Below are 15,999 nucleotides of genomic sequence, written 5' to 3' on the forward strand. Positions count from 1 at the left end.
TCTCTATTTATTATTCTTCTACTTTAATTTAGAAACGGCAAAAGACCTAAATGGTAAAAAGATTCTTCACCATTTAAAAATTTGGACTACCTCTATAGACTATTGACCGTGGCAAATAATAGAAATCTGACTATTAATAGATAGAGGGGATATTAACATTCTTTCTACATCCTATGCTTCGAAAGGAGAATAAGACATATGCCTATTATTAAACCTGTTTTTACAGCCACTAGTACAATTGCTGGAGATATTACAGTAGCAACAGCAACGAGTGTGGCTCCTACCCCAGCAAGATTTACAACATTTGTAACGGCCCCAATGGTTGCAGGAGGAGTCACATCGATACCTGCTGGAAGCTTTATTGATGATGTAGGAGCAACAATCACAGCTTTGCCGGATGTAACAGCTAATTCTTACGCTAATATATATATCAATGGAGTCATGCAACCTACTAATGTCTACACTTTATCTACTACAGCATTAAACATTGATGATGCTGTAACGATTGGAGCACCTGTAATTGTAGAATTTGTTACTCACTCTGCAACTTCTACCTCAACTCCAACTAGTACGTTATCTGTCACTACCGTAATTAATACGTAAACCCATATCCAATAAGAAAACATGACAAATCTATAATGTTGTCATGTTCTTTTACATATAAGACGTTAAGAATTTGAATTTCAATATAAATTATAAATAACTTTTTCGACATATAATTCTCTCAAAAAGGTGATTTTCATAAATATACTTTTTATTGTCCAAGCAATTTAAAATCCCTTTATATATATTAATAATGTAAGAAAATAAAGGAGTGATTAATATAAACTTACAAGATATCAAGGGCTCTTATCATTTGATAGCTGGTTTAGGAAGCTGGTGTGGGCCAGCACTTTATTCGGAACGTCGCAACTTGAGAAAGCATTCGTTTCCCCTCGATTGGATGCAATCTCCTTATCTCCCTGATGTAAATACATTATTAAGAAATAAGTTTCAAGGTTTTATGGAAGTAGAAAACATAGTTGAAAAAGACATACTCGCTAATTATATGGATGATAACGGATATCCTATTTTTAAACCAGGAACTTCTGAATCAATAAGATCTCATTATGTTACAGATATTAAATATAACATTGACTCTGTCCACGACTTTCCCATGATTCCTAATCAAGACTGGTCTGCCCAATATCCACCTTATAAAATAAGATTAGATCATCGTATTCAAACATTTCTTAACCAAATCGCGCAAAGTCAACGTACGTTATTTATAAGATATGAATGGATGCCCACAAGCTACGAAGACGTAATTAACTTAAAATCAATTTTAACAGACATGACTAACGGTAACTTTAACCTTCTGTTAGTTGAGACTGTTGACGAAGAATTACATGGAGTAAAAGACATGAATTTTGGAACACCTGAAGACAAAATTTGTTGGGTTCAAGTTTCGCGAGATAATTGCACCAATACTTCTGTTTGGAATGATTTATTAAGCGGAATAACACTATTAAATTAAACGTTACTCTTTTTTCCTATAATATATAAAAGAAAAGGGACAAGTATACAAGCAAACCTCCTTAATTTTCATATTAATATAATAGAAACATATAAAGGAGGTTACACTTTGAGTTGTTCTAAAAAAAGAAAGTGCTACTGTAGTTGTCTAAATTCCAAACCTTCAAGAAAAAAAGAAAAAAATTGTAAAAAAACAAGATGTGCAGAGAAAAATTATTTTTGTTCCAATAAATATAATAATGCACTTATTGAAACTGATACAAGACAAGAGATCCTCAGTGATCAAGTTTCTGATTCAATCATTCTCGTGAAAAACTCCTGTGATGTTACTATTACTGCAACAGATACACAGACAACCATATTTCTTCAAAGCTTCATACAAATATTAACCATTTTCTTACTTTCAATAGGTCTCGATGCCAATTCAATAAGGCTGTTTTTACAAGAAGTTTCTCAGACCGCAAGGTCACTTCAATTAAATAGACAAAGAGTTATCGTTAAAAACAGTAAAGGTGTCAATGTAACAACATCCAATAACGATACAGCTGTTTTTATACAAAATCTTTTACAAGCGTTGACCTTATTACTAACTCCTTAGAAAACCATTGACCGTTTAATAACCTGTTAATAGAATTGTTGAAAATACTATGCGAACAGAGTTATGACAAGTAGTATCTTCAATATATCCTCATAAACTAACTAACAGTGTACAAGCTATTGAAAATTCTTTGCTACTACAGCCTGTACACTATTTTATTACAGAGAAAGTTATCTAAAGCCACTACATTTATAGAATGCCTATATTACAACAAAAAGCAAAACACTTTTTATAACCTCTATGTAAACGATTTTCCATAACTATAAAAGAGTTTTTCATTCATCATAAATACATATGTAATACTCATAAAAAAGAAGCGTGTTAACACACATTCCATATCTAGGGACAAATAAGTAACGCTTGAAGAAAGAAATGGAGTAATTCAGTAACTTATAAATTACCTATAAGTAAACGTTTTTTCTATCCGTATTTCCCATTTCTTAATGTAGCAAGTAATTGTTCTAAATTGTATTTTCTCGCAATAGGAAATAAGCTTTTCCCTGGTTCTCCTTCATACTTCTGAAAAAGATCCAATATAATAGGTCGGTTTTCTTCATGAAATTTATCAATTTTGTAAAAGCTTTGTTTAACCAATTTTTCAGTTATTTTTATGTGCATTTGTTTATTCTGTTCTCGTATTAAAAATCGTTCTTTAGATTCTTTAGGGACAACATCTAAAAAAATAATAATATCGGCTTTACTAAAACGTAAATCATACGTATCTAGATATCCCCATCCCTCAACAATCCAACTTGCTGTATTTAACACCTTTTCCAACCTTTTTTTAAAATATCTCTTTCTTTGCCGAATTTGCGTTATTTTTCTCATTTTAGGTTCTCTAAACCACAAATCTAAATGATGGATAGGTATATGTAATTTTTCACTTAACTGTGTAGCTAGTGTAGTTTTACCAGAACAAGAATTTCCTAATATAACAATTTTATACACAAATATCACCTCAATTCATGTATAAAATTAAATCAAGCTATTTATTACCATTTCTATACATTCAATTATGCTCGTTACGTACAAAACATCGTGAATCTTAATTCAAAAAGCTATCCAACAAATGACTTGCTGGATAGCTTTTTAACTGTTACTTATTTTCTTATAACAAATTTAATAGTAACTTGAACCGATTCTCCTTCTATACTAACTATCTGCACAACAGCTGAATCCTCTCCTATAAAGTTTACGTTAGGGATGTAAATAAACTCGCCTGTCTCCGTATTAAGTTTAAATTTACCATTCTTCGTCCCTTTGACGATTTGATATTTAAGAGGTAGGTTTTTGACTGTACAAGCATCGATTTCACCACATATTTTCTTGTTAATGGTTCCTTTTATACATTGATCAGATACCTTTATAGGACATTTACCTTTTGATTTAGTTTTGCGTGGATCTCGCAACGATTTCTTTTTAGTATTAGATTTACCAGGAACTGGTGTGGGTGCGGGCGACACTCTTCTTTCCACGATGAAAGTAAGTGCTGCTTCACTTGAAGCTCCATCCGAATTAGTAACTCTTATAATCACCGTATCGGTCCCCACAAAATTAACATTAGGGACATAAATGAACTGGCCTGTATTCTGATTAATTCTAAACTGGCCGTTTTGAGGACCTGTTATAGCTTGATAAGTTAGTGGTAAAGAATTTGGATCAATAGCAATGAACTGACCAGTAGTAAGGGTATTAACAAATAACTTAATTACTTGCCCTACCACATTAGGAGGCTGAGGGTCTCTGCCTACTACAACTGTTACCACTACGAGTAATTCTGTTCCTAAATCATCTCGTACTAATACAGTAAAAGTGTCTGTTCCTACAAAATTAGGTGCAGGCTGGTAGACAAACCTTCCAATGGAATCAACGGTTACGCTACCACTTAAAGGAGCTGTTGCTAGTGTGTAATTTAATGGACGTTCTAGCAAATTAGTTACCTGAATATTACCAACCACTTGAACACCCTGCAAAGTAGCAAAGGTATTATTTCCTGGAGTAATTATATTATTGCTTGCAGTAGAATTAATGGTAACAATTGAAAACGCTTGTTGTCCGTCACTGTTTCTTACAGATACCACAAATTGATCCTGACCAATAAATCCTAAATTTGGTGTATAACTAAACGTTCCATCTGATCGTAGTACAAGTACTCCATTTGTTGGTGGGGTAGCCACAGCAAAGGTAAGAGGTCTTCCAAGTGCATCTGTTGCGATGATTTGGCTTTCAATAATTTGACCAGTTGGTGTGGTTAAAAGCTGATTTTCAACTGTAATTGGATCATTAACTCCCTGAATCAAAACAGTAACACTAGTTGTTGCTGACTGACCAAGATTATTTGTAACAATTACTGTGAAAGAATCTATACCAGTAAATCCTGGATTCGACGTATAGCTAAATGAACCGTCCGGATTAAAATTCACTGTTCCGTTTGCTGGTAGACTCTGAACTTGGTAGGTTAATGGATTACCCAATGCATCCACTGCCGTAACCTGACCGGTAACAGGTTGATTCGTTACTCCTTGAAGCGTAAGAGGGGTAACAACAATGCTATCTTGTTGTTCTTGAACAACTATCCGCACAATACCAATTGCAGAGTCGCCTCTGTCATTTTGAATTAATACAGTAAAACTATCTACTCCAAAAAATGCTGGACTTGGTGTATAGCTAAACGTTCCATCTGCATTTACCACAGCTGCTCCATTGGATGGAGATGCATTTAAAGAAAATCTAATTGGTCTCCCAAGATTATCAGTAGCCGATATCGTCCCTGAGACAGTTACACCTTGCTGAGTCTGTACTGTGATGTCTTGTGGTGTAATAGTACTTTGAACCGGATCAATTATAATTGAAACTGAAGCAATTGCTTGATCTCCTTGATCATTTTGAACCAGAACGTCAAATTGATCTGTTCCACTCACACCAGGAGTCGGTGTATAAACAAACGTTCCATCTGGATTTAAAATAACCGTTCCATAAGCAGGGAGATTGTTAAGGGTGTAGGTTAGTGGCCTATTTAGCTGATCTCGAACTGAAAGTTCACCATTTACACTCTGCCCTTCTACTGTTCGAACAATGGTATTACTGGCTACAATTTGATTAGCCAATTGTGTAACAGTTATTTGAACCGTAGTAGCTGCATTTAAACCCGTTTCGTTTTGAACAGACACTGTAAAAGAATCCGTTCCGACGAATCCTGGATTTGGTGTATACGTAAAAGTGCCGTCTGGGTTTAGTATTAAAATTCCATTCACTGGTCCGCCAAGTAAGGTATAAGTTAATGCTTCTCCTTGTGGGTCAATAGCTACAATACTTCCTGTTACAGGCTGCTGTTCGGTTGTTGATAGTGCTTGATTAGCTACAATTGGCGCCTGTTCTATCGGTCCCTGAGTGACAACAGAAATAGTTGCAACAGCTGTATTGCCAAGAACATCGCTTACAAGTACTTGAAATTGATCTGTTCCAAAGAATCCAGTATTTGGCGTATAGATAAATGTCCCATCTGGGTTAACTATGACAGATCCACTATTTGGATTAGACGTAAGCGTATAAAACAATTGGTTTCCACTCAAATTTGTAGCACTTACTTGCCCAGAAACTGGCGTATTGAATAAAGTCGTTATTTCACTATTTACCACTGAAATTCTGTCTCCTACTACTACTGTCACAACAGCATTAGCAATACTTTGATTTCCAGCTGAATCTATAACAACGATATCAAAGATATCTTCTCCTGTGAATCCAGGATTGGGCGTATAAACTAAAGTTCCATCTTGATTTAATACAACAGTTCCATTTGATGGCGGAATGGCTACAGCATAACTTAATGGAGAGCCTGCTGGATTCACAGTAGCAATAGACCCACTTACAGGTTGATTTGCTAAAGTAGTTAAAGTTAGCCCTTCAGCGCTAATCGGTAAATCTTGAGACTGAACTTCTACAGTAATAGTTCCAAACCCCTGGTTTCCAAGAGGATCTCTGGCAAAAACAGAGAATGAATCTGTTCCTACAAAACTTGGGTTCGGCGTGTACGTAAATGTTCCATCTGAATTAATAATGGCAGTACCATTAAGTGGTGCTAAATTTAGACCATATACTAGTGGATCTCCTTCAGGGTCAAAGGCAGGAACTTGCCCTGTTACAAACTGACCCTGTACAGTTGATAGTGATAAATCTACGACAATCGGTGGTTGGTTCACTCGAATTACACTGATAGTTACAAGAGATTGTGCACTAGCTCCACGACTATCCCTTACCTCCACTGTGAAAGAATCCAAACCAATAAAATTAGGATTTGGGGTATATAAAAAGGTACCATCTGGATTTACCACAGCTGTTCCATTAAAAGGAGTACCCGATAAACTAAAAATGAGTAAGTTATCGTCTGGATCTGTGGCAAAAACTTGCCCACTAATTGCTACATTTTCTATAGTCTGAAGGATAACATCACTTGTAATTGGCGAACTGTTCACGTCGATAACTGTAACATTTACAATAGACACTGCTGTGAGACCTGTTGAATCTTCTACAATAACCGTAAATAAATCTGGACCTACATAATTAGAATTAGGTGAATATATAAAACTGCCATCTATATTTACTACGGCGCTTCCATTGACTGGAGAAGTGCCTAAACGATAAGTGAGCAAATCCCCATTCGGATCGCTTCCTACTACCTGGCCAGTTACAGATTGATTTTCAGGAGTAGTAATCGAATAATTTGGGACAGTAGGTGGTTGTTCAACTGGAATAACAACAACAAATATGTTTGTGATGATAAATTCTCCTGCTGCATTGGCTATACGCACAGTAAACGTGTCGTTTCCAGTGTAATTTTCATTTGGCGTGTACGTAAACGTTCCATCACCATTGACCACTGCCACTCCATTGGTCGGTGGATCCTGTAACGCATACGTGAGCACTCCTCCATCTGGGTCAGTTGCTACAATTTGGCTAGTAACAGGTGTTTCTTCAAGGGTAACAATCGTAATCTCGTTTGGGCCTACTGGTGGATCATTTACTGGTAGAATCGTAATTGTAATTGTGGAAATGGCCGTGCCTCCCTGGCCATCACTTACCACCACACTAAAGCTATCTACTCCATTATAATTCTCATTTGGCGTATAGCTATAGCTGCCGTCTGGATTTACTACCACCGTCCCATTTGCTGGACCTATCAGTAACCTGTACGTCAGTGGGTTTCCGTCTACATCCGTTGCTACCACTTGGCTATTCAAATTCGTATCTTCATTGATCACAAACGCATAGTCTGGCACCACTGGTGCATCGTTCACCGGCGTTACTATTACTAGTACATTCGTGACTATGAACGCACCCGACGGGTCGCTTATTAGGACTGTGAACGTATCATTTCCAGTGTAATTTTCATTTGGTGTGTACGTGAACGTTCCATCACCATTGACCACTGCCACTCCATTTGTCGGTGGGTCCTGCAACGCATACGTCAGTACTTCTCCATCTGGGTCAAACGCTGTAATTTGATTAGATATGGATGTATCTTCATTAGTGACCAACGTCACTACCACTGGGCCTACTGGTGGATCATTTACGGGCTGAATCGTAATTGTGATGGTAGAAATGGCTGTTCCTCCTTGGCCATCGCTTACCACGACACTAAAGCTATCCACTCCATTGTAATTTTCATTTGGCGTATAGCTATAGCTGCCGTCTGGATTTACTACCACCGTCCCATTTGCTGGACCTGTCAGTAACCCGTACGTTAGTGGGTTTCCGTCCACATCCGTTGCCACCACTCGGCTATTCAAACTCGTGTCTTCGTTGATCACAAACGCGTAGTCTGGCACCACTGGTGCATCGTTCACTGGCGTGACTATTACTAGTACGTTCGTCACTATAAACGCACCCGAAGGGTCGCTTATTAGGACTGTGAACGTATCATTTCCAGTGTAATTTTCATTTGGCGTGTACGTGAACGTTCCATCACCATTGACCACTGCCACTCCATTTGTCGGTGGGTCCTGCAACGCATACGTAAGTACTTCTCCATCTGGGTCAAACGCTGTAATTTGATTAGATATGGATGTATCTTCATTAGTGACCAACGTCACTACCACTGGGCCTACTGGTGGATCATTTACGGGCTGAATCGTAATTGTGATGGTAGAAATGGCTGTTCCTCCTTGGCCATCGCTTACCACGACACTAAAGCTATCCACTCCATTGTAATTTTCATTTGGCGTATAGCTATAGCTGCCGTCTGGATTTACTACCACCGTCCCATTTGCTGGACCTGTCAGTAACCCGTACGTTAGTGGGTTTCCGTCCACATCCGTTGCCACCACTCGGCTATTCAAACTCGTGTCTTCGTTGATCACAAACGCGTAGTCTGGCACCACTGGTGCATCGTTCACTGGCGTGACTATTACTAGTACGTTCGTCACTATAAACGCACCCGAAGGGTCGCTTATTAGGACTGTGAACGTATCATTTCCAGTGTAATTTTCATTTGGCGTGTACGTGAACGTTCCATCACCATTGACCACTGCCACTCCATTTGTCGGTGGGTCCTGCAACGCATACGTAAGTACTTCTCCATCTGGGTCAAACGCTGTAATTTGATTAGATATGGATGTATCTTCATTAGTGACCAACGTCACTACCACTGGGCCTACTGGTGGATCATTTACGGGCTGAATCGTAATTGTGATGGTAGAAATGGCTGTTCCTCCTTGGCCATCGCTTACCACGACACTAAAGCTATCCACTCCATTGTAATTTTCATTTGGCGTATAGCTATAGCTGCCGTCTGGATTTACTACCACCGTCCCATTTGCTGGACCTGTCAGTAACCCGTACGTTAGTGGGTTTCCGTCCACATCCGTTGCCACCACTCGGCTATTCAAACTCGTGTCTTCGTTGATCACAAACGCGTAGTCTGGCACCACTGGTGCATCGTTCACTGGCGTGACTATTACTAGTACGTTCGTCACTATAAACGCACCCGAAGGGTCGCTTATTAGGACTGTGAACGTATCATTTCCAGTGTAATTTTCATTTGGCGTGTACGTGAACGTTCCATCACCATTGACCACTGCCACTCCATTTGTTGGTGGGTCCTGTAACGTGTACGTCAGTACTTCTCCATCTGGGTCAGTCGCTACGATTTGGCTAGTAACAGGTGTTTCTTCAGGTGTAACAATCGTAATTTCGTTTGGACCTACTGGCGGATCATTTACTGGCAGAATTGTAATCGTAATCGTAGAAATGGCCGTGCCTCCTTGGCCATCGCTTACCACGACACTAAAGCTATCCACTCCATTGTAATTTTCATTTGGCGTATAGCTATAGCTGCCGTCTGGATTTACTACCACTGTTCCATTTGCTGGAACTGCCAGTAACCCGTACGTTAGTGAGTTTCCGTCCACATCCGTTGCCACCACTTGGCTGTTCAAACTCGTGTCTTCATTGATCACAAACGCGTAGTCTGGCACCACTGGTGCATCGTTCACTGGCGTGACTGTTACTAATACATTCGTCACTATGAACGCACCCGAAGGGTCGCTTATTAGGACTGTGAACGTATCATTTCCAGTGTAATTTTCATTTGGCGTGTACGTGAACGTTCCATCACCATTGACCAATGCCACCCCATTTGTCGGTGGATCTTGTAACGCATACGTGAGCACTCCTCCATCTGGATCAGTCGCTACGATTTGGCTAGTAACAGGTGTTTCTTCAGGTGTAACAATCGTAATTTCGTTTGGACCTACTGGCGGATCATTTACTGGCAGAATCGTAATTGTAATTGTGGAAATGGCTGTGCCTCCCTGGCCGTCTGACACCAATACCGTAAACTGATCTATCCCATTAAAATCAGCATTTGGGGTATACGTGTACATCCCATCTAAGCTCACGTTTACTATTCCATTTACCGGAGCATTTTGTAGCGAATAAGTCAGTGGATTGCCATCAATATCAGTGGCAATTACCATAGAAGTTACTGATGTGTCTTCATTCGTTGTCAACTGATAATTAGGAACAATCGGAGGATCATTTATTGGAATAACTGTAACGATAACTGAAGAAGTAGCATTTCCTCCTAAATTATCAGTTATATATACTACGAACGCATCTGAACCGGTAAAGTTTGCATTCGGTGTATACGTAAATATTCCTGTATCAGAATCAATCGTTACTACTCCATTAATAGGTTGATTTTCAATAGTATAAACAAGTGGATTTCCATTTACATTAGTAGCAATTATTTGATTTGTTACTGGTGTGTCTTCATCAGTAGAGATTTGTAAATCTTGTGAAGTCGTAGTTCCATTTGTTTCAAGTACTCTTACAAAAATGGTTGATAGTGCAGTCGCTCCTTCTGGGTCTGTTATTAGTATGGTAAATTGATCATTACCTATAAAATCGTTATTAGGTGTATAAATGAATGTACCATCTTGACTTATAACAACATTACCGTTATTTGGAAATAGTTGCAGAGTATAGGTTAGAGTAACGTTGTCGGGATCTGAAGCAGGTATGCTACTTGTAACAGGAAGGTTAATGGTCGTTGTAACAGATCTATCTCCTCCTACTGGCGGATCGTTTACTGGGACAATCGTTAAGGTTACAGTAGAAAGAGAAGTTCCTCCTTTATCGTCTGACACTAGCACACCAAAAGTATCCATTCCGGTGTAATTTAAATTTGGTGTATAAGTAAATACTCCGTTTGCCCCTAATACAACACTTCCATTTGACGGAGGCGGATTCAACAGAGTAAATGTCAAAGGATCCCCATCGGGATCAAAAGCTGGAATTTGATTTGTAAGGGGTGTATCTTCATTAATTGTAAATGCTAAATCAGCGGTGATTGGAGGGTCATTCACTGGAATTACGTTTATTGTAACGGTCGAAACCGCCGTGCCCCCCTGACCATCTGAAACCAATACTGTAAATTGATCTGTCCCATTGAAATTTAGGTTTGGTTGATAACTAAACGTTCCATCTGCGTTCACGGCAGCTATTCCATTTGTTGGACCATTTTGTAGCTGATAACTAAGAGGATTTCCATCCACATCTGTCCCTACCACTGCTCCTACCACAGGGCTGTCTTCTTGCGTACTAAACGTGTAATTTGGCACCGTTGGTGCATCATTCACTGGCGTGACTATTACCGTCACCGTTGAAACCGCCGTGCCTCCTTGGCCATCTGACACCAACACGGTAAACTGATCCGTCCCATTAAAGTTCAGGTTCGGCTGGTAGCTAAACGTTCCATCTGCATTCACCACGGCCACTCCGTTGCCTGGTGCCGTTTGTAGGCTAAACGTTAACGGATTTCCATCGGGATCTACCGCCACTACTTGATTGATTAACGTGCTATCTTCCGCAATCGTAAAGCTAACATTGGACGTAATTGGGGGATCATTGACAGGGATAACGTTGATGGTCACCGTTGAAACCGCCGTGCCTCCCTGACCGTCTGACACCAATACCGTAAACTGATCCGTCCCATTAAAATTCAAGTTTGGTTGATAACTAAACGTTCCATCTGCGTTCACGGCAGCTATTCCATTTGTTGGACCATTTTGCAGCTGATAACTAAGAGGGTTTCCATCCACGTCCGTTCCTACCACTGCTCCTACCACAGGGCTGTCTTCTTGCGTACTAAACGTGTAATTTGGCACCGTCGGTGCATCATTCACTGGCGTGACTGTTACCGTCACCGTTGAAACCGCCGTGCCTCCTTGGCCATCTGACACCAACACGGTAAACTGATCCGTCCCATTAAAATTCAGGTTCGGCTGGTAGCTAAACGTTCCATCTGCATTCACCACGGCCACTCCGTTGCCCGGTGCCGTTTGTAGGCTAAACGTTAACGGATTTCCATCAGGATCTACCGCCACTACTTGATTGATTAACGTGCTATCTTCTGCAATCGTAAAGCTAACATTGGATGTAATTGGGGGATCATTGACAGGGATAACGTTGATGGTCACCGTTGAAACCGCCGTGCCTCCCTGACCGTCTGACACCAATACCGTAAACTGATCCGTCCCATTGAAATTTAGGTTTGGTTGATAACTAAACGTTCCATCTGCGTTCACGGCAGCTATTCCATTTGTTGGACCATTTTGCAGCTGATAACTAAGAGGATTTCCATCCACGTCCGTTCCTACCACTGCTCCTACCACAGGGCTGTCTTCTTGCGTACTGAACGTGTAGTTTGGCACCGTCGGTGCATCATTCACTGGCGTGACTGTTACCGTCACCGTTGAAACCGCCGTGCCTCCTTGGCCATCTGACACCAACACGGTAAACTGATCCGTCCCATTAAAATTCAGGTTCGGCTGGTAGCTAAACGTTCCATCTGCATTCACCACGGCCACTCCGTTGCCCGGTGCCGTTTGTAGGCTAAACGTTAACGGATTTCCATCAGGATCTACCGCCACTACTTGATTGATTAACGTGCTATCTTCTGCAATCGTAAAGCTAACATTGGATGTAATTGGGGGATCATTGACAGGGATAACGTTGATGGTCACCGTTGAAACCGCCGTGCCTCCCTGACCGTCTGACACCAATACCGTAAACTGATCCGTCCCATTGAAATTTAGATTTGGTTGATAACTAAACGTTCCATCTGCGTTCACGGCAGCTATTCCATTTGTTGGACCATTTTGCAGCTGATAACTAAGAGGATTTCCATCCACGTCCGTTCCTACCACTGCTCCTACCACAGGACTATCTTCTTGCGTACTGAACGTGTAGTTTGGCACCGTCGGTGCATCATTCACTGGCGTTACTGTCACTGTTACTGTCGAAACGGCCGTGCCTCCTTGGCCATCTGACACCAACACGGTAAACTGATCCGTCCCATTAAAGTTCAGGTTCGGCTGGTAGCTAAACGTTCCATCTGCATTCACCACGGCTACTCCGTTTCCGGGTGCCGTTTGTAAGCTAAACGTTAACGGATTTCCATCAGGATCCACCGCCACTACTTGATTGATTAACGTGCTATCTTCTGCAATCGTAAAGCTAACATTGGACGTAATTGGGGGATCGTTGACAGGGATAACGTTGATGGTCACCGTTGAAACCGCCGTGCCTCCCTGACCGTCTGACACCAATACCGTAAACTGATCCGTCCCATTAAAATTCAAGTTTGGTTGATAACTAAACGTTCCATTTGCATTCACGGCAGCTATTCCATTTGTTGGACCATTTTGCAGCTGATAACTAAGAGGGTTTCCATCCACGTCCGTTCCTACCACTGCTCCTACTACAGGGCTATCCTCCTGCGTACTGAACGTGTAATTTGGCACCGTCGGTGCATCATTCACCGGCGTTACTGTCACTGTTACTGTCGAAACGGCCGTGCCTCCCTGACCGTCTGACACCAATACCGTAAACTGATCCGTCCCATTAAAGTTCAGGTTCGGCTGGTAGCTAAACGTTCCATCTGCATTCACCACGGCCACTCCGTTGCCCGGTGCCGTTTGAAGGCTAAACGTTAACGGATTTCCATCGGGATCTACGGCCACTACTTGATTGATTAACGTGCTATCTTCCGCAATCGTAAAGCTAACATTGGACGTAATTGGGGGATCGTTGACAGGGATAACGTTGATGGTCACCGTTGAAACCGCCGTGCCTCCCTGACCGTCTGACACCAATACCGTAAACTGATCCGTCCCATTAAAATTCAAGTTTGGTTGATAACTAAACGTTCCATTTGCATTCACGGCAGCTATTCCATTTGTTGGACCATTTTGCAGCTGATAACTAAGAGGATTTCCATCCACGTCCGTCCCTACCACTGCTCCTACCACAGGACTGTCTTCTTGCGTACTAAACGTGTAATTTGGCACCGTCGGTGCATCATTCACCGGCGTTACTGTCACTGTTACTGTCGAAACGGCCGTGCCTCCCTGACCATCTGAGACTAACACGGTAAACTGATCGCTTCCGTTGAAATTTAAATTTGGGGTATACGTGTAAGCTCCACTATTAGTTACGGTAACTGTTCCGTTTGTTGGTGGAGATTGTAATTGGAAGGTAAGTAAGTTACCATCTACATCTGTAGCTTGTATCTGACCAACTAAAGGGGTATCTTCATTAGTAATAACTGCATAGTTTTGAGTAACGGGATTATCGTTTACAGGTGTATTTATGATGGTAACTACAGAGGTAGCTGTTCCTCCTTGTCCATCGTCTACAATAACTGTAAATTGATCCGTCCCGTTAAAGTTTAAATTTGGGGTATAGACAAACTGTCCATTAGGATTAACAGTTACTATTCCATTAGTCGGCCTCGTACCAATACGATAAGTTAGAGGATTCCCATCGATATCACTACCAATGACTGTTCCAATTGCTACAGTATCCTCAGGATTTGTAACAGTATAATTGGGAACTGTAGGAGGAGTGTTGATAGCTGTTACGCTATTGACAGGAGAAGCACCTGATCCTGTTAATACATTTCCTGGTGTACTTTCAAATTGGTAATTAACAAAAACTTGATTACCTAGAGAAGAAATTGATGTCAGAGGGCCAACTACTCTAACCTGATATGTCAAAATCCGAGTTTGATTAATATTTAATGTACCAAGCGACAAACCATTTCGGATATCTGCATTTGTCTGAATAACCCCATCTACTTGCAAACTATTAGGGATAAAGGTTGTTGCTGAAGACAATGGATCTGTAGCTATTAGAACATTGGCAGAAGCCGTTCCAGTATTACTTACTTGAACCGTATAAGTAATAATATCTCCTGTTCGAGCAGACGTAACATTAGCAGACTTTGATACATTTAAAACAGGTGCGTTAATATCTACTTGAAGAGCTAAAGCACTAATAACGTAAGTATCTCCACTGGTTGTTCCACGTACGACGGCACTGGTTTGGTTGTTTGATAAACGAGCTGAGACGTCAATATTGGTAATATCCCACCCCTGCCTCGCACCAGATAAGCTACCTCCGGGTGTGCTATTTAAACTTCCAAATTGTCCACTTGTATCTAATACACCACTATCATTATTAATCTGAGAAGCAAAAAAGTTATTTATAGGATTATTTGGTCCCGAAACTGGTTGCAAAGTTGCAGTAGTAGGGCCAAATTGAAGCTGATCACCCACTATAGCTGAATCGCCTTCAATAGCACTTACTAATAATCTACCACTGACTGTTCCTGAAGTAGGCGTACCAAACCCAGTTACAGCTGCAGTCGAACTTCCTGTAGATGAACTTGTTAATTCTGCGCCAACAAAAACAGATAAGTTTCGAGATTTTTGTAAAGGGTCAGCATACACTACGGCCAATGTCCATCCAGCTGCATTGGCATTATTTTCTGTTGTACTTTGTGTTCCTGGAACCCCCAATACTGAATACGTCCCTGCTTGAGAAATCAAATTTGTAACATTTGCACTACGAACATAATAAAAGCTTGAAGTTGTTAAAGTAAAACGTGTAGCTGTGTCTGGCTGTATACTAACTGTTCTGGTCGGCGTAATAAAAGTCACAGCATTATTTAAAGCTGCGCTAACATCCTCTCCACCATACAGGTAGCTTCCCCCCCATATTAATTCTGCATAAAGAATTTGAGTAGTGGTCGATGGAAGTCTTAAAACGGCACTAGAAGAATTCTGCAAATAATTTGCAGTAGTTCCCGTAGGAAATGACCCATCTACGGAACTTGGGTTTACACTGAAAAAGGTTCCTATCGACCCTGCTGTTCCGGGGGCATTAGCATTGGCTTGCTTATTTAAGCCGAAAGTGTTTCCTGTAAATGTAACAGCCCCATTAGCATTCGTTAAAAACCGATTAACATATGGCATTTACTCACCTCTTATAACAAAATAAATCGTAACAGTATATGTAAAGTACCAATAGAAATGTGTATATAG

5 protein-coding genes are annotated in these 15,999 nt (G+C 40.7%); 3 read left to right on the top strand and 2 right to left on the bottom strand.

Annotated elements, in window-relative coordinates; genetic code table 11:
* The first annotated feature begins 198 nt into the window (after nucleotides 1–198).
* From LJY09_RS27260 to LJY09_RS27270, 3 genes are all read left to right on the top strand, one after another.
* Nucleotides 199–603 (top strand): DUF4183 domain-containing protein, encoded by a 405-nt coding sequence (locus tag LJY09_RS27260; protein ID WP_014462102.1) that lies wholly within the window; start codon nucleotides 199–201, stop codon nucleotides 601–603.
* 211 nt (nucleotides 604–814) lie between these two features.
* Nucleotides 815–1,516, top strand: a complete 702-nt coding sequence (locus LJY09_RS27265; RefSeq protein WP_224980801.1) for a DUF1796 family putative cysteine peptidase — start codon at nucleotides 815–817, stop codon at nucleotides 1,514–1,516.
* Between the two features lie 108 nt (nucleotides 1,517–1,624).
* Entirely contained in the window at nucleotides 1,625–2,113 is a 489-nt protein-coding gene (locus LJY09_RS27270; protein WP_228307887.1) for a spore coat protein, read from the top strand.
* Nucleotides 2,114–2,533: 420 nt separating this feature from the next.
* Here the strand turns inward: LJY09_RS27270 and LJY09_RS27275 are convergent, their stop codons facing one another.
* Nucleotides 2,534–3,061 carry a P-loop NTPase family protein gene (locus LJY09_RS27275; RefSeq protein ID WP_049166418.1) on the bottom strand — a complete coding sequence of 176 codons (528 nt, stop codon included), beginning with the start codon at nucleotides 3,059–3,061 and terminating at the stop codon, nucleotides 2,534–2,536.
* A gap of 152 nt (nucleotides 3,062–3,213) precedes the next feature.
* Nucleotides 3,214–15,930: a tandem-95 repeat protein gene (locus LJY09_RS27280; protein WP_228307888.1), complete on the bottom strand. Its 12,717-nt coding sequence runs from the start codon at nucleotides 15,928–15,930 to the stop codon at nucleotides 3,214–3,216.
* Nucleotides 15,931–15,999 lie beyond the last annotated feature (69 nt).

Origin of the sequence: Priestia sp. J2, from assembly GCF_020790095.1 — a bacterium.
GTDB classification, from domain to species: domain Bacteria; phylum Bacillota; class Bacilli; order Bacillales; family Bacillaceae_H; genus Priestia; species Priestia zanthoxyli.